We start from the raw sequence: 23,911 nt of genomic DNA on the forward strand, positions 1-23,911 counted from the left end.
ATAGGTAAGTACTTACCTATTATTTTTAAATGGGTGGGCTATACGCCCGCCCTTTTTATAGGAGCGATATATGTCAGAAAAAAAAGTGAAGATCACTGAAAAGGCCTTCACCGACTTTACGGGGGTTATGTTCCGTACTTCTTTCACTAAATCGGTGTCCGATCATCCAGTAAACGAGCGCATGCAGAACCGTATCACCGCAGCTATGCGAGCGGTTCCGGTGGAGCCCACTGTCGCTGTTACTGGTGTGTCGGTAAGTCCTAAGTCGGCATCGGTGGAGGTGAAAAAAACGGTTCAACTCACGGCTACCGTGGCGCCTGCTGGTGCTACCAACAAGAAAGTTACCTGGGTGTCGAAAAATGCTGAATTTGCAACGGTTGACGCGGCTACTGGTCTCGTGACCGGCGTTGCAGAAGGGACTGCAACAATTGAAGTCACGACCGCAGACGGCAGCCATAAAGCAACCGCAACTGTTCAAGTTACAGCAGCTGCAGCCTGATTCAGTAACAAGGGGTGGCTCTGGCCACCCTGTTCAGAGGAAAACTCATGAAACCAGCAAAAATTCATCTTCTGGAACCTCAGTTCCTTGGATACACGGGCATCCTGTGCGGCGTTTACTTTAAAGACGGCATTTCTGTAGCAGAGCTGCCATTCCTCGATCAACAGCGGATCTGCGCCTCAATGCGTGCCGAAACGATTGATGGGCAAAATGTCTCTCCATCAGCTGCCTTCAGCAATCGTAACGAGCTGGTGGCCGATCAGATTGTGGAGCCTACGGCCCCTGATATTGTCCCTATGAAACGTGGCGTCGCGAAGGAGGAGACAAAACATGTGCAGCGCTTCACCCGAGAAGAGCTGGAGTCCATTGCTGACTGTGAAGGTATCGCCGGCCTGCGCCAGATCGGCAACACGCTTGGCGTGAAAGCGAAGGGCATTGTTGAAATGATCGAGGGCATCCTGAAAGCACAAGGCGGTGAGTGATGGCTCTGATCGACACGTTTCGTAGCGGAGACATCGTGTCTCTGACCTTCGCCTTTAACGTACTGGATATCGACTCCGCCTCTTATACGGTGCGAGATAGTGCAGGCACAACACTTGTGGACGAAGAGCCTCTCGATATTGCAGAAGGCCAAATGTCTATACCGGTTGTGATCTCAGCAGAGCATAACCAGCTGGTCGAAAAAGAGCGTGATCTGCGCTACGTCATCGTGAAGGCCACAGCGGGTGGGCTAACCCACGAAGAGCGGCAGATGTATGTGCTGCTTAATAGCTTTGAACTATCCGTCCCGGGTCAGTCGTTTGCCACCGTAGCCGATGCTCAAATGCAGGCCATTGATATGATCAATGGAGATACATTGCTGGCTGATGGGGAGGGTTTGATGCGCAAGCGGCTAATCGAAGCGACACGGCGAATCAAAACCTTACCTTTCTCTATCCGGAGGATCATGCGCATCGATTTCGACCGGTATGACCGTCCCCAAAACATGCTGAATGTCTATGACATTCCTTGGGGGGGTGACGGTGTGTATCGGCAGGATTTGGTGGACTGGGAGCGGATCACTTCGGAGCAGTTTGCGGAGTTGCCAGACTACTTTAAAGAGGCGCTGCTTCTGGCCACCGTTAATGAGGCATGCGAGATCGCCAATGGCAACGATATTGCGAGTGCGCGTGAAGACGGCATTTTGTCTGAATCTATCGGTGAAACAACCAACATGTACCGCACAAGCAAAGTGGCGAATGTCCGTGTGGCCCGCAGCACCTGGCGATTGCTTATTAGCTACATCAACAATCGGATGATTGTTCGTCGTGCGTAACACACGTCGTACTCTTTACTTCTGGTCGACAGGCCAAAGACGGGAAACCGCGCCTCCGCCTGGTAATGAGTGCGACGACTTCACACAAGGAGAGTGGATGAATATTTCGTGGCAAGCCGAATTGTCGATCTACCGGTTTGGTTCCAAAAACGTCTACGGTGAAGCGCAATTGCAGTTCGTCAGGAAGACGAAAGTAGGCGTCGTTAAATTTGAACAGAGCAATGAAAAATCGTCCGTCAGGGCAGATAGCTCTGGAAGCCGCGGAAAGGCGGCGCTGGAGTTGTTTGACGCAGTACTTATTGTTCCACTTGAAGCCGCTGTTCAACTCGACGACGTTCTTGTGCTGGAGGGACAGAAGCTGAAGGTCTCAAGCGTACATCGGCGATGGGGACTACGTGGCCGCCCTGGGCATCTTGAGCTGGGGGCGAATATATGGGTTTGAAATATGACGCACACCAGTTTAAGCGTGCCGGCGCCAGACTTAATAACAGCCAGAAAGCGTTCAAGCGATATCTAATCAGGGACATGGAAAAGCTGGCGCGTCTGGTTGAACGACTGGCACGAGCCATGGCCCCGCTTGAAACAGGATCGCTGGAGAGCGCCATTTTTGCGCGGGTTGTAAAAGAAGGATACGCGGGGCTTCGTATTGAGCTTTCCGTTTCAGGCGCAAAGCAGCGCGAAGGGCATCCAGGCGTTGAGGTGGGGGACTATGCCAAATACATGGAGCTTGGTAAGTACCGTCTTGGTTATTTGTCTCGTATGAAGAATGTTACTAACCCTCCTGTCGCCGGCGTGAAACCTAAAGTGGGCCCATATTTCCTTGAGCGAGCGACTCAGATCAGCGAAAAGCAATTTTCGCAGACGATCTTGGAAGCTGCCAGAAAAGCAGGATTTACGCGAGGTTGACGTGTTTGTAGAAGCATTCGCAAAATTGATACAAAAAAAGGGACTTGGAAAAGTAGGGACGGACATTTTCTGTCACTACATGCCAGCAAAAGTTAAGTCTGGCATCTTGCTGATTAATCCCAATACAGGCATAGCCATCGACCCGGATTTGCAGGGTTTTTACTTCGACTCATTCACGATAGTAGTTCGCAATGCGAGTATTACAAAATCTGTTGAAATGGCTAACGAAATCATGGACATCCTTCCTGTTAGCAACGTTGAGTCTGACGGGGTATTCTTCAAAATGGTTAGGCCGATGGCGATGCCAATAACGTACCCAATAAATGACGGATCGCTTATTGAAACGGGGATTCCACTTGAATTTGCCGGGTACTTTATTGAACTGAATAAATAAGTAAGTATATACTTACTATTGTGTGTCGGAGTGACACTGTTTTAACGGAAAAAGGAGTTTTCCAATAATGTCCAATACCCATGTTAAAAACATCAAGCTTGGCGCCTGCAAGGTGTCGTTTGGTGGCGTGGATCTGGGTTACACCAAAGGCGGTGTTCAGGTTGAAATCGCAACCGAAACGCTGAAAGTGACCGTAGACCAGCTGGGCCAGACCACGATCTCCGAGCTGATCCAGGGCCGCAACATCACCATTACTGCGCCGCTGGCTGAATCCGTGTTGAAAAACATGGTCGATCTGATGCCAGGTTCCACGCTGAGTTCTGGCGAAGATACCGTAACCATCACGTCTGCGCAGGGAGTGAACCTGATCGACGTTGCGAAAGAGTTGGTGCTGACCCCGCAGGATGCGACGGATTATGTTCTGACCATCCCTAAAGCAGCAACCGCGGGTAACTTCACCATGACCTACCAGTCTGACGACGTTCGCGTGTTCTCAGTTGAGTTTTCCGCTTACCCGGACGACGCTGGCGTGTTGGGGAAAATGAGCCTCCCAAAGCCGGTTGAGAGCGTCACGCTGACCCCGTCTTCACCGACCGTAAAAGTGGGCGCTAAAGTTCAGTTGAGCGCAACCTTTACCCCGGCCGATGCAACCAATAAGACTGGCGTGTGGAGCTCTGATGCGACTGATAAAGCGACCGTAGATCAGAACGGACTGGTAACTGGTAAAGCTGTCGGTTCAGCCAATATCACCTTCACAACTAATGACGGCGCCAAGAAGGCGACCAAAGCCGTCTCTGTAACTGCCGCAAGCTAAATTGTGATAACCCAAGAGGCCCATGGATGGGCCTCTGTATGAGTTTAAAAGGATTTTAACCATGACCAAATTACTCGATCTCGACTCCATTCTGCCGCCGAAAAAAAGCATCAAATTTGGTGGCAAAGAATATCCCATCGTTGAAATGACCGTCGGCCTCTTTGTTTCTATCAAGCAGATGGAAGACAAAGACCTCATGAATATGTCTCCCGTCGACCAGGTAACTGCCTACGCAGAACTGGTACGCAAAGTCATTCCGTCAGTACCTGACTCCGTTCTGGAAAAACTGACTGTCCAGCAACTCCAGCAGATCTTCACTTTCGCCATGGAAGTGATTGATGAAGAGAACGAAAAAGCGGCTGGCGAAGGGGCAAAGTAATATCCCGCGATGAATCCGGGGTAAAGACCGTTTCGATAGATCTCGGATTCTATTTCAGTCGTGTAGTTGCTCACTACGCCGTATCGCCAATAGAGCTACTGAGTGTCCCGTTGACCATGTTCTGGATGCTCAGCCGCAATATCGATCGTCTGCGAGCGGAAGAGGATGTCCGCAATCTGCAGGTCGCCCGCGTCGCCCAAGCGGATGGCGATGGCGTTAAGGCGTTCATGGAGGGTTTGCAACTCAGGATTGGAAGGCCAGTCGTTACTGATAAAGTCTACCGTCCGCATATGGATAAGGCAGACCCCGACGCCAAAGAGCAGCTGATGCAAATTTTTGGCAGAGGATGACAAGGGAATGTCACAAAACGTAGAGTTTATCCTGTCGCTGGAAGACAAACAGTTTACGGCGTCAATCGACCGGGCGGGTAAATTACTTACCAAATTTGGCGAGCGGGCTACCAAACCGGCTCAAAAAATTAAAAACCTCGAGCGCTCTCTGGGTTCGGTCTCCAGCATTCTTGGCGCTCTTGAAACCAGACTCAATTCTACGGCAGACAAACTACAGGACGTAGCTGCCGGTTTTGAGCTCGTTTCCAACACCTCTCGAAAGGCACAACGTGAACTGTCCGCTATCAGCACTGATTTGCGGACATTCACAGATCGCGTTGATTCAGCCACATCGTCTACGCACAAGTTCCTGGCCTCATTGCGGAAGGTTCAGTCGGAACTCAATGAGTTTTCTGATTGGGTTAAATACGCAGGAGACCATGCCGGTAAATTCAACACTGAGATCAAGGGTGCCACTACTTCTCTTGGTGGAATGAACACCAGACTAAATGCGACCAGCAAGCGTCTGAGCAATTGGGGAACAACGACAAGCCAGGCGGCCGAGGGGTTAAAAAAAGTCAAAGATCAGATGGATGGCGTTATTCGAAGCCAGCAGCTGATCAGCCGTCCAGTCAGGGTTAGAACAACCACAACGGGTGGGGGAGGCAGCGGAGGTGGCGCTGATCGATTTACCGCTGCGTCCCATCGCGGTGGCAGTCGTGAAAATGGCGTCTTTTCTGGATTACGCGGCAATATTTTCCTTCTGGGGGAAATTGGGGATGCGGCCAGAACGGTCACTGACATCCTGTTTGGTTGGCAGAAGCCGATCGTAGAGGCTGCGGCCGAGATGCAGCGTATGCGTGTCATGTTGCGTGGGTTGAACAAGGATAAAGTCAATCCTGGAGAAGCCGCTGCTCAAGACATGCAGTATATCGTGAATATGGCGAAAAACGCCCCATTTGCGATGCAGGCCTTAACCGACTCATTTGTGAAATTCCGTTCTGCTGGGCTCGATCCCACTGATGGTTCGTTAAAGGCACTGGTGGACTCAGTCGCACGTTTTGGTGGCGATAGTGAGTTGCTTAAGCGAGCGGCGGTGGCTGTCCAGCAAATGTCTGGTAAGGGCGTCGTGTCGATGGAAGAGCTCCGCCAGCAATTGGGTGAAGCGGTTCCAAATGCGATGAAGGCCATGGCAGATGCGGCCGGTATCACGATGGGGGAGCTAACCAAAGCCGTATCCAGTGGGACCGTTGAAGCGAAACAGGCTCTTTCGTTGATGTTTGTTGGTTTGCGTGCGGAAAACGAAAATGCCGCCAAAGATATGATGCAAACCTACACCGGTGCGCTGGCGCAGCTGCAAACCTCTTTCACTCTGTTTGCCGATCGAGTGGGTCAGGCTGGGTACCTTGACTCTCTGACCAAGGGGATGAAAGAGCTGTCGGCCGTAATGAACAGCGCAGAAGGCATTTCGTTCGCTAATTCATTGGGAGAGGGGCTTACCACCGCGATTGATGGCCTGCGCGAGCTGGCGCAATGGTTGGCTAAGAATCAGGAGTTGGTTATTACGCTGGGCAAAATTGTCGCCGGAATGGTGGCATTTAAAATGCTCAGAGCGGGCATTTTAGGTGTTGTCGGCGCCGGCGGCCAGATGCTTTCCACCTTCATGAAAATGTCCACTGTAATCCAGACACCATTCACGCTGGGAGCGACGGCAGTCACTCGTTTCAATCGTGCTGCACGCATGGGACTGGCACCAATCCCATCGCTCATTTTTGCCATTCGTGGCGCGATTACGGGGCTGAAAGGGGCATTCGCTGGGCTCACTGCGTTTATCGCAGCAAACCCGATTGGTGCTGCGTTTACTGTTGCAACAGTGGCTGTTGCCGGGCTGATCACCTACATGACCATGCTTCGCAACGAAACGTCCAAAGTTGTTGAGGAGATTCGCAAAATCCCCGAAGCGATGACGGCAGCCAAGCGAGCACAAATGGCGGAGCGCGCATCGCAGCTAGAGAAGCAAATTCAGCGGGATCAGCAAGCGCTTAAAACTGGCGAAAGTGTGAACTACATTTCCACTGTCGCCGGCCCTGTTGCCGTTAAGGAGTCTAAAGAGGTTGTTGAGGCTCGACTGAAGAAAAATCAGGAAGAGTACAAGAGAACCACTGACACCATCGCGCTGGGGGATGGCGCTGTATCCAAACGTCTGGCGAAAGAGGCTGCTGAATCCCAGATCGAGAAAATCCGGGCAGATAATCAGCTCTTCTCCGCTACGTTTGTTAAAGCTCGTCAGGAGGCACTGGACAAAATCCAGAAGATCAATGACGACAAAACACTGTCCGATGATGAGAAGAGCAAGCTGCTTGCGCCGCTGCGAGAGACAGTAAACAAATCTTATCTGCAGCCGGCCCAGAAACTTGTCGACTCTTTATCATCGCGTAAGACCGCAACTGAAAAGCAGATCGCACATTTTAGCGATTTGCTGGAAAAGGCGAAACAAGAAGGAAACACAGAACAGGTACAGAAGCTGCAGGGCAGTATTCGCGGCTATCAGGAACACCTGGAGACGATTGCTCAGGAACTGACACAGGCTGAGTTTGAACGCGATAACGCGGCGAAAACCGGGAAGGGCGTGAAGACCAACCAAGGAACAGTGCTTGGGTTGGGCACCAGCGACAAAGGCGCTGACAAAGCGCTCGCGCAGTACATGCGCAACCAGATGGACTCTGCGGTTTACCAGCGAACGCTGCCTGATGGCACACCAATGATGGATTTTGAAGGAAAACCTATCATTGGGCCGAAGCAGCTTAAAACTCAGCTTAACCTGCAGAAAGCCTCAACCGCATCTTCTCTGGAAAAGATGAGCGAGAAGGAGCGTGCAGCCGCCATAGCCGCATTAACCAAAGCTCGTGAACAAGATGCCGCTGCTGCCGAGAGGGCAGGGAAGCGTACTGCGAATGCCTCTGAACGCGCCGCGAAAAGGGAGGAAAGAGCGCAACAGAAGCTGGCTGCCGGCTACCAGAAGGCTCTGGATAAAGCTGATCAGCTCATGGGGCAAATGGGCGAAAGTTCAAAGGCTACTGTGTCGTTTGATCAGTCGCTGCGTGATGTCACCAAGTCACTAACCGATCTTGCAAACGCCACGCCTAACGAGTTTATCTCGCAGGAGATGGTTGACCAGGCCAAAAAACGTCTCGCGGATTTGAGGAACGCTACCCCCGAATACCGTGAAATGTTTAATCGCCGCAACGTCGAGCAAATGATCAGCGCTTGGGCGCCGGAATCGGATTCGATTATCAGCGCAGGCTTGATGCAAAGCCATGAGGAGAAGGCTGCCGAGTTTTCGGATACCTACAATCGCAATCTTAAGGCGCTGATCGAGCTGCGTGATAAGGCGACTGACCCGAAAATCATCTCGCTTTACAACAAGCAGCTTAATCAGCTGGTGGCCGCTGGCAACAATGCGCTGATTAAGCAAACAGGTACAGCGACCCAGCAGTTGGCTCTGGAGTATGAGAACCTGGCTGAGCAGATTGAGGGCACCTGGACAGATCTGTTTAGCGGCTTAACCGACACGTTTACTGACTTTGTTGTTAACGGGAAGATGAGCTTCTCCAGTCTGGCCACATCGATCCTTAAAGACATCACCAACATGGTCGTGAAGACCCAGATCACTCTGCCTCTCATGAATATGTTGGGAATGGGAACGACAAACGCCGGCAATGCACAAAGTGGAAATCTCATGAATGGCGTAGCGTCTGCGATCGCTAATCAAGGGGTTCAGCTAGGTAATTCTGGTGGGTCGGTGGCCAATGGGGATAAATCTGTCGGCGAGGCCACCAAGGAGACAGCCTCCGGCGTGAATTCGATGGGGCAAGCGTCTCAGAATGCGGCCAGTGGTTTAAGTCAGGCGGTGAATGGCGTCTGGGACTGGACTAAGTCATTGTTCACCGGTACTGACGCTACGAAAGATCAAACCAAAGCGGTTAACAGCAGCATCCTCAGTATGGGGAATCTGTCTACCGCGGCGGGGGCACTGGCAGCAACATTCGCCATGGTAGGTGCTTCGTCGTCGAGTTCGTCCAGCCGTTGGCTGAATTTCGGTCTGTCACTGGCCAGTACCGCAGTGTCCGCTTGGGCTGGGTCTTCGACGCCATCAGGCTCAAAGCCAAATGTGAAGAAGCACGCTAATGGCGGCATCTTTGGCAGGGAAGGGGTTGTGCCTCTGAGAGCTTATCAGAAAGGCGGAATTGCCACCTCACCACAGTTGGCGATGTTTGGCGAGGGCTCAATGAACGAGGCTTACGTTCCGTTGCCAGATGGTCGAACCATTCCAGTCACACTTTCTGCAGAGTCGGCTGGAAAGAGCACGGGTAACGCGGTGTCCCCTGTCTCAATTCAGATCAATGTGACCAAGGATGGACGAACCAGCGAGAGCAGCAGTGGAAGCGAGAGCAATCTCTGGAACGGTGCAGCGCGGCAAATTAAGTCGATTGTGCTTGAGACGATTGCCGAAGAGAAACGTTCTGGTGGTTCACTTAATCCGCATACCACCAGAGGGTAGTAAAGCCGGCCGCCTTAGCGGGCGGCCATCACAAGGAAGTGATATGTCGAGGAAAGTATTTAATTGGTATCCAGATTATGAGTCTGAGAAAACGGTAAAGCCTAACGTGACCGTGCTGAACTACGGCGATGATTACGAGCAGCGCCAGTCGCAGGGGCTCAATCGGATTAAAGAAGAGTGGTCTCTCACGTTCACCCGTAGCCATGACGTGGTAAACGACGTTGATGACTTTTTGACTGCCCGCGCAGGGGTGGAGTCATTCGTTTGGACTAACCCAAGAGGCAAAGCAATTATCGTGGTATGTGATAGCCATACGGTAAAGCGTTACCCAGGTTATCAAGTGCTTACGGCAACATTTAGACAGGTTTTTGAGTCTTAATTTGCGACTATAGATAAGTAAGTACTTATCTATTATTATATATCAACGTCACAGGATGTGACGTTGAGTTTTTCAAGGATGAAGTGATGGGTATTAGAGCTGATATTCAGAGTTTATCGCCTTCTGCGCTCATTGAGTTGTTCGAGCTGGATATGTCGGTGACAACCTCCGGCGGCAAGTTGTATTTCCATGCCGGCACCAACGGGCTTAGCCAGCCAATTGTCTGGCAGGGAGTTTCCTATGAGCCGTGGCCAATTAAAGCGTCTGGCTTTGATAAAAGCGGTCAGGGAACACTTCCTCGTCCAAAGATTCAGGTTTCCAACTACGACGGTGTAATTTCTGCCGAGCTGCAGGCCAATGACGATCTGATTGGCTGCAAAATCATTCGCAAGATGACGCTGGCACGTTTTCTGGACGCGGTGAACTTTCCGGATGGAAACCCGACCGCAGACCCAAGTCAGCATTTTGCTGATGAAATGTGGTTCGTCGAACAGAAGACCCTGGAGACGCACCAGTATGTCGAATTCGAGCTGTCCAGCGTCTTAGATCTGATGGGCGTTCAACTGCCGTATCGTCAGATCATCAAAAACAGCTGCCCGTGGAAATATCGCGGAACAGAGTGTGGCTACACCGGCCCCTATTTCGACAAAAACAACCAGCAAACCTCTTTGGCCGGCGCCGACTACTGCACCAAGCGTTACGACGCCTGTAATGCTCGTCGCAACTACTTCGCGCATGGCGTTATTCATTTTGGCGGATTTATTGGGGCGACACGATATGAGTAACCAGACGTTACCTGAGCTGGGCTCAGAAGTCATGCAGGATATCTATCGCTGCGCTATCCAACGTTACCCGAATGAAGCGTGTGGCTTTCTGGTGCGCACACAGGGTGAGAAATATCGCTTTATGGAAGCGATGAATGTCTCTGAAACGCCACGTGAGGATTTTGTCATGCGTGCCAGCGACATTATTGCGGCCGAAGATGCTGGGGAAGTGATCGCTATTTGGCACTCTCACGTTGAGCGCAGCGCAGAGGCGTCAGACCCGGATCGCTCTGGGTGCGAGGCGACGGAACTACCGTGGATGATTCTGGCAATTCGCAAAAATGTGGAAAGCGATATGCCATTCCACTTTAGCGAAATGAACGTCATTTATCCGTGTGGTTTTGAGATGCCCTACCTCGGGCGCCCATACGTATTCGGTGTGTTTGATTGCTGGATGCTGTGCCGCGATTACCTAAAGCGTGAATTTGACGTTGAGCTGAATGCAAACGCCCACCTGCATATTCCTTCCTGGTACACGGGGGACAACGACATCCTCGACCAGAACTACCGAAATGAAGGACTTGTCCGCATGGCGCCGGGGACGGAACCCCAGCGCGGCGACATCTTCTTCATCCAGTACGGGAAAATGCCAGATCACTGCGCGGTATACATCGGCGACGGCATGATCATGCATCACCAGATCGACCGTCTCAGCTGTCGGGCTTATTACGGTGGGATGTATCAGAAGCACACGACGCATCACCTGCGTCACAGGGATTTACTCAAGGGAGACGAGACGTGTCTGAATTAGTTCATGTTCAGCTCGGCGGTGCGATGGCAAAGAACTTTGGCCGCCACTGGAAATTGAAGGTGCGCAACACCAAACAAGCCATCGATTTGATTGAGGCGAATCGCCCGGGCTTTAAAGCCTGGATTAAACGTAACCGTAACCACTTCGATAAGTACCACATCCAGGTCACAAATAAGCAGGGCCACAAGTGGTCAATGGACGACACCGAATACCAGATGATGGGCGAGTCGGAAAATATCGCAAAAATCCGCATTACTCCCGTACCACGTGGCAGCGGTGGTAAGGCGTTTGGGTGGTTCCAGACTTTCGTGGGCGCCGCGATGATCGCTGTCGGCGCTCTGGCCTCAGGGCTGACTTTTGGTGCGTCTTCCGCGCTGGTGATGGGAGGGATGTCATTGATGATGGGCGGTGTGTCCATGCTGATTTCGCCGCAGGCATCAAATGCGTCTGTCAGACAGGCGGATAACACGGATTCGTTTTACTTCGATGGGCCTCAAAACACCAGCAACCAGGGAAACCCGGTTCAGCTTAATTTCGGCGAGGAAATTTTAGTTGGCTCACAGATTGTGAGTTCTTCAATCACCATAGACCAACTGTAAGGGAAGTTTTTTGAACATGGATCAGTTCAAGAAAAAGAGATTGCCACTCCTGATTGCGGGAGCGGGCGGCAAAAAGAGCTCAGGCTCAAGCCGGACACCAGTTGAAGCGGATGATACCGTTAATTCGCGGGCCATGGCGTCTATCCTCGATCTGCTCGGGGAAGGTGTTGTTGGCGGGTTGATTAACGGCGCTAAATCTATCTTCATCGATGGCGTGGCGCTGGAGAACGAAGACGGATCATTCAACTATTCCGGTGTAACCTGGGATTTCCGGGATGGTTCGCAAGACCAAAGCCCGATGCCTGGTTTCGATTTTGTCGAAACGCCAAAGGCCGTTAACACACAGCTGAAAACCACAAACGCGGTTACGGTCGCCATCGATAACGACGACGCTGATCGTGTCCGAGTGATCATGAAGTTCCCGTCGCTGCGTAGCATTGACAAGAAAACAGGGGACACAAACGGTACTTCGGTCCAGTTTAAGTTCCAGCTGGCCAACGGCAATGGCTCTTTCTATGACGTGATTGCTACAGGTGAGAGCAGCTCTGACGTGACGCTGACTGCGAAAAAGACTGGTGTCTACTACCGCAGTTACGAAATACAGCTTCCAAAGCCTGGGCGTGCCTATAAAGTGCGCGTGCTTCGTCTCTCCGCCGACAGCAACGATCAGTATCTCTTTAACGATACTTGGGTCGACTCTATCGGTGAGATCGTTGACACCCCAATGAACTACCCGAACTCCGTTCTGGTTGGCCTCAAGGTTAACTCTGAGCAGTTTGGTAGCTCTATGCCGTCACGTTCGTATCTTATCCGTGGCCTCAAAATCCGTGTGCCTTCGAATTATGATGAAAATACGAACACTTATAACGGCGTTTGGGATGGAACATTTAAGCTTCTGTCGTCTTCCAACCCTGCCTGGATTTTGTTCGATCTGCTGACCAATGCTCGTTACGGCCTCGGCAAATTTGTTTCGGAGTCAATGATTGACCTCGGCCAGCTTTATCAGATCGGTCGCTACTGCGACGAAGAGGTTGATGATGGCTTTGGTGGCAAAGAAAAACGCTTTGCAATCAACACCCAGATCACCAGTCGTCAGGACGCTTATCGTCTGATTCAGGATATTGCCGGCGCTTTCCGTGGCATGGTTTTCTGGGCTGGTGGCATGGTGAATATCATGCAGGACAGCCCGTCTGACCCTGTCATGCTGTTTACCAACGCAAACGTAAAAGATGGCCTGTTTACCTATAAAGGCTCTGCTCGAAAAGACCGGCCGTCCGTTGCGCTGATTACCTATAACAACAAACAAGACGGCTATAAGCAGAACGTTGAGTATGTTGAAGATCAGGAAGCGATGGCCCGATACGGGGAGCGCAAGACCGAGGCCGTTGCGTTCGGATGCACCAGCCGTGGTCAGGCTCATCGTGTAGGTTTGTGGCTGCTCTATACCGCGCGTATGGAGTCAGACATGATCACCTTTACCGCGGGCCTGGACGCCTCGTTCCTGATGCCGGGCGAAACCGTTCTGATCCAGAACAAATATCGTGCCGGCAAACGCAATTCCGGTCGCATTGTCTCTTTCACCAAAAACAGCATCACCCTCGATGCACCTGTCTCTCTGAAAAAGAGCGGTAGCTTCATCCGTATCATCAATCAGGAAGGCAAAATCGTTGAGCGAGACATCAACGAGACCGGCGACAACATCACTAAAGTTACCTTCAAGACGGCGTTGGCCACAGCCGATCAACCAGTAGCGAATGGCGTCTGGACGATCACCGAACCAGACCTGGTTCCAATGCGGGCGCGCGTTGTCGCTATCGCGCAAGGTGAAACCCCGGGGTCGTTTGATATCACGGTGGTGCAGAACAATGCATCTAAGTACCAGGCGATTGATAGCGGGGCCGCGCTCGTTCCAGAAAATACGACGGTTCTTGATCCCACATATTCCAAACCGAGCAATCTGGTCATCTCAGAAGGCACCTATCTGTCCAGTCCGGGCAACTTGTCCGTGAAGCTGATGCTTGCCTGGGAAGGTAAATCACCAGAATACTGGGTCAGCTGGCGCCGCTCCGACGAGGGCAACGTCTCCAACTGGCAATCTGCCCGCGCCACGGAAGAACAATATGAAATCGTCAATGTTGCCGAAAATGGGCGATATGACTTCCAGCTGTATTCCGTTTCCTTCGGCGGCAAAAAATCCGAGATCATTACTGCTGTCTATCAGGTAAAAGGCACGATGACGCCGCCAGGGGCGCCCACATCACTGACCGCGGTGGGGGATTATCGTAACGTGGTATTGAATTGGGTTAACCCTGATTCAGTCGACCTCGCGCAGATCAACGTGTATGCGTCCAAAACAAATAAGCTGGACACCGCAACACTCATTGCTCAGGCCGCCACAACGACTTTCACTCACGCTGGCCTGGGTGACAACGAGACCTGGTATTACTGGATTCGTGCGGTAAACAAACGTGGGATGGTAGGCCAGCCGAACTCGAACCTCGGTACAGAGGCCACCACTCGCGACGTATTGTCTTTCCTGAAAGACAAGATCACATCTTCTGAACTCGGCAAGGAGCTGCTCGACGAAATCGACAGCAAAGCCACTCAGGAGGCGGTAGACAACGCCATTGGCGAGGTTCAGAACTCAGTCAACGAGTCTATTCAGCAAGTTGAAAACGACCTTGCGCAAACCTCCTCCGAAATTAAGGCGCAGGTTGACTCTGTCAATCAGTCGCTGAAAGAGGACATTGATACCGTCAATCAGACAATTGTCGACAATATCGATACGGTCAACCAGACGATCAATACCAACATCTCCAACGTAAACAGCCAAATTGAAGCTGCAAAACAGTCTATTAAAGACGGCGACGCTGCTCTGTCGCAGGAGATTAAGAATGCGCAGTCATCACTGACAACGTCGCTGTCCCAGACCAGCAAAGATCTGACTGCGGCCATTCAGAAAGAGACTAATGACCGTATTGCAGATGTTAATGATGCAGCCAAACAAGCGGCCGACCAACTGCTGAGCACGAAGAATGAGCTGAAAACCTCTATCGATAGCTTGTCTGAGGTTGTGACCTCCGGTGACGAAAATCTCGCGCGACAGATCTCGCAGATTGCCGCCGGCACAGGAGAACAGTTCGACTCTCTGAAAATCTGGTATTTCGACCAGGACGCCGAAGGCTGGACGGAAGATGATAATGGCTACACGCCAATGAGCGTCACCAGCGATGGCTGGCTGAAAGCGAACAATCCGACCTCAACCTGTCGTTCCCCTAACGGCTTGACGATCGATGCCCATGCTTATCGTTTCATTAAGATGCGCATTAAAAAGGTTGGCAACCCAACCTGGAACGCCAAAATGTTCTGGATTGGCGCTGATGAAACCGGCTGGAATGCTGGTCGCTCAGTGGTTATCAGTGAGCCGGAATACGATGACAAGGGTATTGCGATTCTGACCCTGCACGACATTGAGTGGCGAGATTCGACAACGATTCGTCGTTTCCGCTTCGATTTCACTTCAGGTCAGGATGCGGACAATTACCTGTTATTCGACTGGATCGCCGTCGGTCGACCGACGCCGGGCGCAGGCATGGCCGCGTTACAGGAAGAGCAGCAGGCTCGTGCGAATGCGGATACCGCCGAAGCGCAGGCGCGCAGCACATTGGCTGCACAAATCCGGGGTTCCTCTGAAAGCGGAAATCTGGACGACATTCGCTCCGGTCTGATCTATCAGGAGAAAAATGCTCGTATCACCGCCGATGCTGCGGAAGCGAGTGCGCGTGAATCCTTGCAGACTGAATTCAACAGAAACAAAGCCTCTGTTGCAGAAGAGCTGCATACGCTGTCCACTGAACAAGCTTCCCAGGCAAGCAAGATTACCGGGTTGCAAACAAGCCTTGGCCAGAAGGCCGATGCCAGTGCGGTACAGACAATTTCCCAGAAGGTCGAAGAGCAGGGCAACACCCTTAAATCACAAGGGGCGGCATTGTCTACGCTGGATAATCGCGTAGGAAGTGTTGAGTCTGGTGTATCTGCGAATAGCAAGGCGATCACGGGTCTGCAGTCGACCGTAACCCAGCAGGATAAAACCCTTAGCAGCCAGAGTGAAAGCATCACCACCCTGAATAACTCGCTGAGCGATATCCAGAGCGATACCGATACTGCCAAAAGCAACCCGAGCAATTTGCTGGTTAACGCCTCCTTTGAGCGTGACCTGGCAGGGTGGTCTGCAGGGAACCGCGTATCCAGTGTTATCAAGGCGAGTGCGCCCCATTCTGGTAGCAAAATTCTTGTTTGCGCCGCCGGCACGGTGCAAATCACGCAATCTGTAAGCGTCGTCGAAGGGCAGACATACAAGCTGTCTTCTTTTGTGCGGTGCACCACTGATGCGGTGATCAGCAGCCCCGGCAACAACAAACTGCGTATTGGCGCGGCCACGTTGCTCAAAGAGATTCCGATCCGCCCGGAGAATCTGCCCAAAGATGAAACATGGAAGGAGGTCTCTGATACCTGGAAGGCGACGCTGACCGGTAAAGTTGACGTATCGATCATGTCTTCTCTCAAAACCGGTTCTCAGTACTTCGATGATGTTGGTTTTGTTGACGTCACTGATGCTCTGGCGATTGAGGCGAACGCCAGTGCCACCAATGCTTTGACCTCTCGGGTATCGTCTGTTGAGGGCACCATCACCAGCCAGGGGCAGCAGATCACTTCGATGCAGAACAGCATCAAGAACAAAGCTGACGCCTCAGCTGTGACTAATCTGACAAACCGCGTAACTGCTGCCGAAAATCAGATCTCCAGCCAGTCCCAGAGCATCACCAGCCTGTCAAATTCGCTGGATAACGCCAATGCTGATGCGGATGCCTCGAAAGCGATCATCGGCAACATGCTCAAAAACAACTCTTTTGAACGTGGTTTCGAAGGTTGGGAGTATGTCGGCTGGACTCTGTTGGAGGCCCAGAACCCCAAATCGGGTAAATACATCATCCAGGCGGGCAAACTGGCCTCTGGCGGTGACTCGGGCTGCAACCAAACGGTCGAGCTGCAGGCCGGCAAGACTTATCGTATCGGCGCATGGGTTCGCAAATCCGCTGACTTCGCGATCAATAATGCCGGCAACAACAAAATTAGCCTTCGAAACGCAGATCTGACGCCGATAAAGGATATCCCGATCACTGGCGCCGGGCTGTCGACTAACTGGGCGCTTATTAGCGGCGAGTATACGCCAGCCAAAACCGCGAGCGTGGTTGTGTCTCTGCGCGCAAGTGTCGCTTCCGGCTATATGTATCTCGATGACGTCTTCTGCGTTGACGTGAGCAATGAGAAGGCGATTGATGCGACGTCCAATGCGTTATCAACCCTCAACAGTACCGTGACCCAGCAGGGAAAAGACATTACGTCTAACTCCAACAGCATCACTTCGCTGTCAAACCAGATAGTTAACGGCCGCCAGAACATGTGGGTGCGTAGCGTATACAACGTACAACTGGCAAACAGCACTATTGAGCCGACCTTTAGCGATATCAACGGTAAGGCGCCAACCTCGATCGAGGAGGTTCCTGACGCTGCAAAACTGGACTTTGCGAGCGCCGGCAGTTACGTGATCGCGCATTACAAAGCCTTCGTGAAGGTCAATGCTGATACCACCATCACTATGGCACCAGGGGCTCGTGTTTTTGATGATACGGGCGCCGTGTACGTGAACGGTGTTAGGGCTGCCTTTGGTAATGCGAGCTGGAATACGGTTAGCTTTGATCTGAAAGCTGGCTGGAGCACGGTTGAGTTCCTGGTGAACCAATGGACTGGTCAGGCTTACATTAACCTCGGTTTTAAACTGTCCGAGAAAGTAGCCCAGCTGAATTCTGCTCTTGGGATGAACGCGCTTTCGAATGCCATTAGCGCCGTCACCTCAAACGTCAGCACAGTAGGTGATCGCGTCACGAGCACCTCGCAGAGCGTTACTGATCTGCGAAACAGCCTCGAACAGACCAACGCTAATCTGGCGAATAAGGCAGATGCACAGGCGCTGTCTACGCTGCAAAATACGGTCTCCAAGCAGGGGGATACGATTTCCAGCCAGGGTAACAGCATCACGAACCTGAATAACACCCTGACCGCTGCCAGAAACGCCGGTGACAACCTGATCCCGAACTACGATTTCCTGCAGGGTGCAACTGCGTGGGATATCCAGTATCCGGCTGGCGTCGCTTTCGGCAACTTCGGTGATGGTAAGGCTGGGGTTAAGCTGAACCGGACGACCACTACCAGCCCAGGCATTTTCTCCAACAATAACAAGCCGCTGCCGCTTAATGGTCAGCGCAAATATCGTGTTGTGGTTAAAGCCAAGGGCGTGTCCGGGGCGATGAACATGTTGATCCGGCGCCAGAATAAAATCGGCCAGACCGACAGCAATTATGAAGATAAAAACGTCACACTCACCAGTGAGTGGCAGACCATTACTTGGGAAACTGGGCTTACTGCCTCTAACGCTGATGGTCAGAACTTTAAGCTTTACGCGCACCCGGCTAATGCCGAAATCTGGGTTGATACCTTTAAGGTCTTTGATATCACGGATGAGGTGAAGATCAAGGCTAATAGCGATGCGCTGTCTACATTGTCGAGCACGGTGACACAGCAGGGTGACAAGATCACCAGCCAGGGCAACAGCATCACTAAGTTGACCAATGACCTCGAGGCCGCTGACGCAAACATCGCGAAAAAGGCCGATCAGTCGGCAGTCACTACGCTGACAGGTCGGGTAGAGAAGACGGAGTCCGGTCTGACGGCGGCGAACAGCAACATTACGTCGCTTAGCAGCTCTCTGAGCCAGCAATCCAAACGCGGCGCTAATCTGCTTCCTGATGGCACTTTTGAAAGCTACGCGGTTGGCCACAATCTCTCAAATAATCGCGTTATCGTGACCACTGATGACTCGCACGGTGGAAATAAGTGCATCCGTGTGACGCGTCCGAATGATTACAACGCTAACGCAACTGATAACAGCGATAATCACATTTTCAGCGGGTTCCAGGTTCGCGATAACGCAGTCTTCTATATGGAATGCTGGGTTAAGCTGGATGCCAAGAGCACCGCTATGGCCGAGAATGCGCAGATCTCCATTGGCTTGTCGCTCCAGTATCAGGACAGCTCCTGGCAGTGGCCAGCAGTAACCAAAGCGGCGAAAGATCTGTCTACCGCTCAATGGACGAAGGTTTCTGGTTACCTGAAATCAACGAAGAGCGGTATTAAGCAGGCAATGGTGAGGATTTCTATTCCTAACGTTAGCAGCGTTAAGGCGGGAAACTCATTCCTTATTGATGACCTGGTCATTACCGAAGTAACTGATGCCTACAATGCGCAAAGTACAGCAGATGCTAACGCTAATGCGATTTCGACACTGGACTCGACCGTCTCCCAACAGGGTGACCAGATCACCAGTCAGGGTAACAGCATCACCAAACTGACAAATGACCTGGCAACGACCAATAACAACGTCAGTAAAAAAGCGGATCAGAGCGCTTTAAGCGTGTTGTCCGGGCGCGTCGATCAAACAGAGTCGGGCTTATCCTCCGCGAATAGCAGTATCACTGCGCTTAATTCATCTGTACGCGCAGGGAATGCGACAAGTGGCGATTTGATTAGCAACCCGACATTTGACCCAGAGTTTAGTCAGATGGGCTTCACTGTGGTTTCCAGCTCGTCTGAGGGCGTGCCAGCCAATTGCCCATACGCTTATGTTGCACGCATTGCGGCTCGCGACCATCACCCAAATTTTGCTGCTATTCCGGCGACATTGGGGGATGTCTTTGAAATGTCTGCTCTCGTCGCGTGTGGCACCGGCTCCGCTGATTTCAACCTGTATCTCGGAACCGCAACACGGCCAAGCGGCAGCGTGGGCGCGCCTCTGTCATCTGGCGGCAACCGCAAGGCGTCGGCCACATGGCAGCGAGTAACCTGGCGTTTCAAAATTAATCAGGGAATTGTCGATCGCGGCTTCTTCCGTCCATTCCTGCAAATCAACCAGTCCAGCCCGTTCGGCACCGTCTGGTATGTGACCGACTGGCATCTGCGGAACGTAACCGACTCATCCAAAGTTCAGGATTCTCTCGATGCTACGGCGAAAGCGGTTGATTCGCTGACCTCTACGGTAAATCAGCAGGGGGAGAATATCTCCAGCATTGGTACACGTACTACCAATCTTGAGAATAATTTGAGAACAACAAATGCAAACGTTGCTCAAAAAGCGGACGCCAATGCTCTGACGGCACTGACCAACCGTGTTACCCAGACCGAAAAAGACATTAACTCAACGAGTTCTTCTGTCACGAATTTGAACAACAAGGTTGATGCCATTTCTGTTGGCGGTACAAACCTGATCAAGAACTCTGGCGATATGACCGGCTGGTCGAACGTTACCAGCGACACGTATCGTGGTAACTCGGTAATTGGCGCAACTGTAAAAGCCGGCTCCGGTTACAGGGATTTGCGGGAAATCACGCTTGAGTCGCCGGTCGATGCAGGTGAGTACGTTTACAGCTTCTATGCGAAAGGTGGTGTTGCCGGCCAGACGATGACGGCGTTCTTCTACAATCCGAACACCACAACGTCTATCGAGACCAGCCAGGGTGCGAAAGGTAACAACAGTGATGGCCGTGCGCAGTTCACGCTGACCACTTCATGGGCCCGCTATTGGGTTAAGTGGAAACAGACACCTACCACAAGTACCAAGCGCCTGATTCTGTGTCGTATCGAGAGCAATACCTCCAAAGACCAGACGGTGTACATCAACAGTCCGAAATTTGAGGTAGGTAACGTTGTTTCCGACTGGAACGAGTCTCCGTCTGATAGTGCCAGTGCGTCGGCTGTGGACTCGCTGACAACGAAAGTGAATCAGCAGGGCACTTCCATTAGCTCTATCGGGAATCGCACCACATCGTTGGAAAACGGGTTATCGACAGCTCAAAACAACATTGCCAAGAAGGCTGATGCTTCTGCATTGCAGGATCTCCGGAACACGGTGACATCTCAGGGGGGCGATTTAACCGCGGCGAACAGTAGCATTACCAGCCTGCAGGCCTCGATGAACCGTCGCACTGTGTTTACTGTCACTGCACGGGGGAATGGCAACAGCGTAACTCCTGGGGTTTTTGATGAAAGCGGCAAGAACCTGTTTACCCCTGGTCGCAGCTGGGCGCTGGTCACTTTTGCAAAACACAGCGACGGATCAACGGTGATTGCGACCTCCAAAACATACGATGTTTTTGGCAGCGCGAATAATGGCGCCACTATGTCGGCTGATATCGAGGCGCTGGCCAGTGGCACTTACGTTTGCGTCCTGACATTCGATGAGCCATCTGGCAACCGAGGTAAGATATTGTCTGCTCTGGAATCTCTTGGTGGTACATCCGAAGTCGTCAACTCCTTGCCGTATCGTGGTGCCTACATTCTCCTTGGCCGCAAAGGCATGAAGCCTGGCGATGGTCTGGAACTGCGTGCGCCAACCGGTGGCGACGGCACCGCCCACATTTCGACCTCAGTCGAGTTTGTGAACGGGGTAATGATGGGACTGGGCGCCGCCGGCGGTGTGATGATGAAGGCTGATGCGAACGCATCTGCAATTACAACGCTCCAGAACACAGTGAAGACCCAGGGAGATAATATTGACTCCCTGAGCTCCTCGACAACGGCGCTGGAAAACAGCCTTGCGTCCAGTAACGCCAGCGTGGATGCAGCAAGCCAGATCCCCGGGAACCTGATCGTAAACCCGTCTTTTGAGCGTGGTACGGAGGGCTATACAGGCTGGAGCGGGATTGCCACGGTGGTAACGCTGCAGGTTCCACATCTTGGCACCAAAGCCGCCAAACTGGCGGCGGGTGGTTCTGCAGGCGTGGGCCAGAAGATCTCCTTCAAAAAGGATCGGTCGTACAAAATTGGTATCTGGGCAAAGCAGGACCCTAATACCACCATTCAGTCGACTGACAACACAAAATTCCGTGTGGCTGACGGTACTGGCCTGATTGCAAGTAAGGCTTATGGCCCGTTCACCTCTAACTGGCAGGAGGTGTCTTGGACATGGAAGGCGACAAAGGATGTCCTTGCTGACGTTCAGTTCACTGCTTTCTTGTCAGCCGGCGCGATGTACTTTGATGATTTTTACGTCGTTGATGTGACCGACTCAGTTGAAACTCAGGCGAACTCGAGCGCGATCACTAAGCTCGATAGTCGTGTGACCAAGACAGAGAATGACATCACCAGCCAGGGCAGCCAGGTTACGCAACTTAAGAATGACCTTGCGACCACAAACACAAATGTTTCGAAGAAAGCTGATGCGGCTGCGTTAACGGCATTAACGAATCGCGTCACGCAGAACGAGAAAGAAATTGAAACCCAGAGCAGCCAGACAACTTCGCTCAAAAACTCTTTGAGCACTGTTCAGGCAATGGGTAGTAACCCGTGGTTTGATGGTTCTCTGGAGACGTACTCCGAAAACCAGCAGATCAGCGGCTCGCGTGCGGTCGTCGTCAGCTCTCAGAAACGAAGCGGAACGAAGTCGTTGCGTGTTTCCCGCGGCGCCGGTGAGGGCGGAAATAGCGATAAATCCATTGGTAAGTGGATTGCTCTGCGAGAAAATGCGGTATTCCGCATTGAACTCTGGGCGATGATGCCGGCAGATCAGTCGCCATCATCCGGGTGGTCAACAATCGTTGGTTTGCAGACCCAAAACGCTGCCAACAATAACAACTGGCCGTCGGCGATCACCATCACTGAAGGTTCGTTGGGGGGCAGAGGAACCTGGAAGAAATTCACAGGCACGCTCCGTGTAGCGACTGGCCACACTCGCGGCGTATTCTGGATTTCTACCCGCGGAGCAACTGGCGCCGGTACGCCGGGGTATGATCTGTATATCGATGATGTAGTTGTCACCGATATCACGGACGCAAAAGAGGCACAGGATTCGGCTAATGCGAACGCATCCGCGCTCACCAGCCTTACCTCACGTGTTACCAATGTGGAAGGGCAGGTGACATCCCATGCGTCTCAGCTGTCCTCTTTGACGTCCCAGGTGAATGATGCGTCTTCGAAGGTTGATCAGATGGCGCAGACCATCACCAACAACGAGAAAACGCAGTCGTCGCTGAACACCAGTTTGCAATCGCAAATTGACGCGCAGGCATCGGCAAACATCAAAAACCAGACGGAGTTGAATAACGCCACCACCTCTCTGGCGGCAATTAAGTCAACTCAGCAGACCCAGGCCACAACGATAAGCGCACTGTCTCAGCAGCAGACGAATTTGACAGCTCAGGTAGGAGGCCAGTCAGCCGAGCTGCAGGAGCTGAAGAAAACGGTTGTTGAAAACGGCAACGTTAGCAGTACCTGGATGGTCAAAATGGAAACCAACAGCAACGGTAAAAAGTATGCTGCTGGTATCGCTTTAGGTATCGATGGCAAAAATTTGCAGAGCCAGTTTCTGGTTCAGGCTGATCGCTTCGGCTTAATCAATACCTCTAATGGAAATACGACTACACCTTTCGTTATCGAAAATGGCGTTGCGTATATTAATGCCGCTGTCATTAAAGATGGCTCGATCACCAATGCGAAAATTGGTGGTGAGATTAGGTCTGACAACTTCGTAGACGGATCTCAGGGCTGGCGTGTCGGAAAGGATGGTTCTTCTCAGTTCCACAACGCCATTGTCCGAGGACATGTTGAAGCAGAAAGCGGTTCTTTCAAAGGCACCATTGACGCTACTGATGGGGTTTTCAGAGGAACCGTGCAGGCAAGCCGATTTGTTGGTGATATTTGCTCGGCTGGAGTATTCAAACAAGGCGTAAGGCCAGACATCACTCATTATGACTCTGGTTCAGTCGGCGGAACAAAAACATACGTTGTATCAGGCACAGTGGCATGCGATGTAAATTTCGTTGGAAAGATCAAGGTCTGGATTAAGGGGGTTAAGGTTTCCGAGTTTAGCGTTGGCTCGGCCGCATCTAACGCTACTACACGTTACATCCCAGCGGTAGGTTCACTGTCCGGCGTAACTGACCAAAATGTCAGGTGTGAAATTACGGTGGAGGGGAGCGGAATTTATAACTATATCGGCGGCTTTGCTCTCATGACCCGGTCGAGCGGCTCCTGGGCGTAAAATTTAAATG

15 protein-coding genes are annotated in these 23,911 nt (G+C 52.0%); all 15 read left to right on the forward strand.

Annotated elements, in window-relative coordinates:
• Positions 1-70: 70 nt before the first annotated feature.
• The 15 genes from CWM54_RS24725 (at position 71) to CWM54_RS29085 (ending at position 23,901) form a co-directional block, all read left to right on the forward strand.
• Complete coding sequence (locus CWM54_RS24725; RefSeq protein WP_100698831.1) at positions 71-499, forward strand: Ig-like domain-containing protein; 429 nt, start codon at positions 71-73, stop codon at positions 497-499.
• A 47-nt stretch (positions 500-546) separates the two neighbouring features.
• Positions 547-981, forward strand: coding sequence for a hypothetical protein (locus tag CWM54_RS24730; protein WP_023279433.1), 435 nt, complete (start codon positions 547-549; stop codon positions 979-981).
• A complete protein-coding gene (locus tag CWM54_RS24735) occupies positions 981-1,814 on the forward strand; it encodes a hypothetical protein (protein ID WP_100698833.1) in 834 nt (277 codons plus the stop codon). The genes CWM54_RS24730 and CWM54_RS24735 overlap by 1 nt, the downstream gene beginning before the upstream one ends.
• A 97-nt stretch (positions 1,815-1,911) precedes the next feature.
• The gene (locus tag CWM54_RS24740) at positions 1,912-2,256 is read left to right on the forward strand and encodes a hypothetical protein (RefSeq protein WP_004109848.1); all 345 of its coding nucleotides are present in this window, start codon (positions 1,912-1,914) and stop codon (positions 2,254-2,256) included.
• Complete coding sequence (locus CWM54_RS24745) at positions 2,247-2,720, forward strand: hypothetical protein (RefSeq protein ID WP_021313126.1); 474 nt, start codon at positions 2,247-2,249, stop codon at positions 2,718-2,720. Before CWM54_RS24740 ends, CWM54_RS24745 begins: the two co-directional genes overlap by 10 nt.
• A gap of 1 nt (position 2,721) precedes the next feature.
• Positions 2,722-3,114 carry a minor capsid protein gene (locus CWM54_RS24750; protein ID WP_047066294.1) on the forward strand — a complete coding sequence of 131 codons (393 nt, stop codon included), beginning with the start codon at positions 2,722-2,724 and terminating at the stop codon, positions 3,112-3,114.
• 67 nt (positions 3,115-3,181) lie between these two features.
• Positions 3,182-3,928 carry an Ig-like domain-containing protein gene (locus CWM54_RS24755; RefSeq protein WP_004109839.1) on the forward strand — a complete coding sequence of 249 codons (747 nt, stop codon included), beginning with the start codon at positions 3,182-3,184 and terminating at the stop codon, positions 3,926-3,928.
• 61 nt (positions 3,929-3,989) lie between these two features.
• Entirely contained in the window at positions 3,990-4,307 is a 318-nt protein-coding gene (locus CWM54_RS24760; RefSeq protein ID WP_004109835.1) for a hypothetical protein, read from the forward strand.
• Between the two features lie 125 nt (positions 4,308-4,432).
• A complete protein-coding gene (locus CWM54_RS24765; RefSeq protein WP_014342129.1) occupies positions 4,433-4,657 on the forward strand; it encodes a hypothetical protein in 225 nt (74 codons plus the stop codon).
• Positions 4,658-4,664: 7 nt separating this feature from the next.
• Complete coding sequence (locus CWM54_RS24770; RefSeq protein WP_100698835.1) at positions 4,665-9,197, forward strand: tape measure protein; 4,533 nt, start codon at positions 4,665-4,667, stop codon at positions 9,195-9,197.
• A 43-nt stretch (positions 9,198-9,240) separates the two neighbouring features.
• Positions 9,241-9,576, forward strand: a complete 336-nt coding sequence (locus CWM54_RS24775; protein WP_004109823.1) for a phage tail protein — start codon at positions 9,241-9,243, stop codon at positions 9,574-9,576.
• An 86-nt stretch (positions 9,577-9,662) separates the two neighbouring features.
• Positions 9,663-10,361 (forward strand): phage minor tail protein L, encoded by a 699-nt coding sequence (locus tag CWM54_RS24780; RefSeq protein WP_100698837.1) that lies wholly within the window; start codon positions 9,663-9,665, stop codon positions 10,359-10,361.
• Positions 10,354-11,151: a C40 family peptidase gene (locus tag CWM54_RS24785; protein ID WP_004109817.1), complete on the forward strand. Its 798-nt coding sequence runs from the start codon at positions 10,354-10,356 to the stop codon at positions 11,149-11,151. Before CWM54_RS24780 ends, CWM54_RS24785 begins: the two co-directional genes overlap by 8 nt.
• Positions 11,139-11,750 (forward strand): tail assembly protein, encoded by a 612-nt coding sequence (locus CWM54_RS24790; RefSeq protein ID WP_004109814.1) that lies wholly within the window; start codon positions 11,139-11,141, stop codon positions 11,748-11,750. The genes CWM54_RS24785 and CWM54_RS24790 overlap by 13 nt, the downstream gene beginning before the upstream one ends.
• Before the next feature lie 16 nt (positions 11,751-11,766).
• Positions 11,767-23,901 carry a phage tail tip protein gene (locus tag CWM54_RS29085; RefSeq protein ID WP_100698839.1) on the forward strand — a complete coding sequence of 4,045 codons (12,135 nt, stop codon included), beginning with the start codon at positions 11,767-11,769 and terminating at the stop codon, positions 23,899-23,901.
• The last annotated feature ends 10 nt before the right edge of the window (positions 23,902-23,911 follow it).

The organism is Klebsiella sp. D-Nf1 (assembly GCF_002810515.1).
Classification (GTDB): domain Bacteria; phylum Pseudomonadota; class Gammaproteobacteria; order Enterobacterales; family Enterobacteriaceae; genus Klebsiella; species Klebsiella variicola.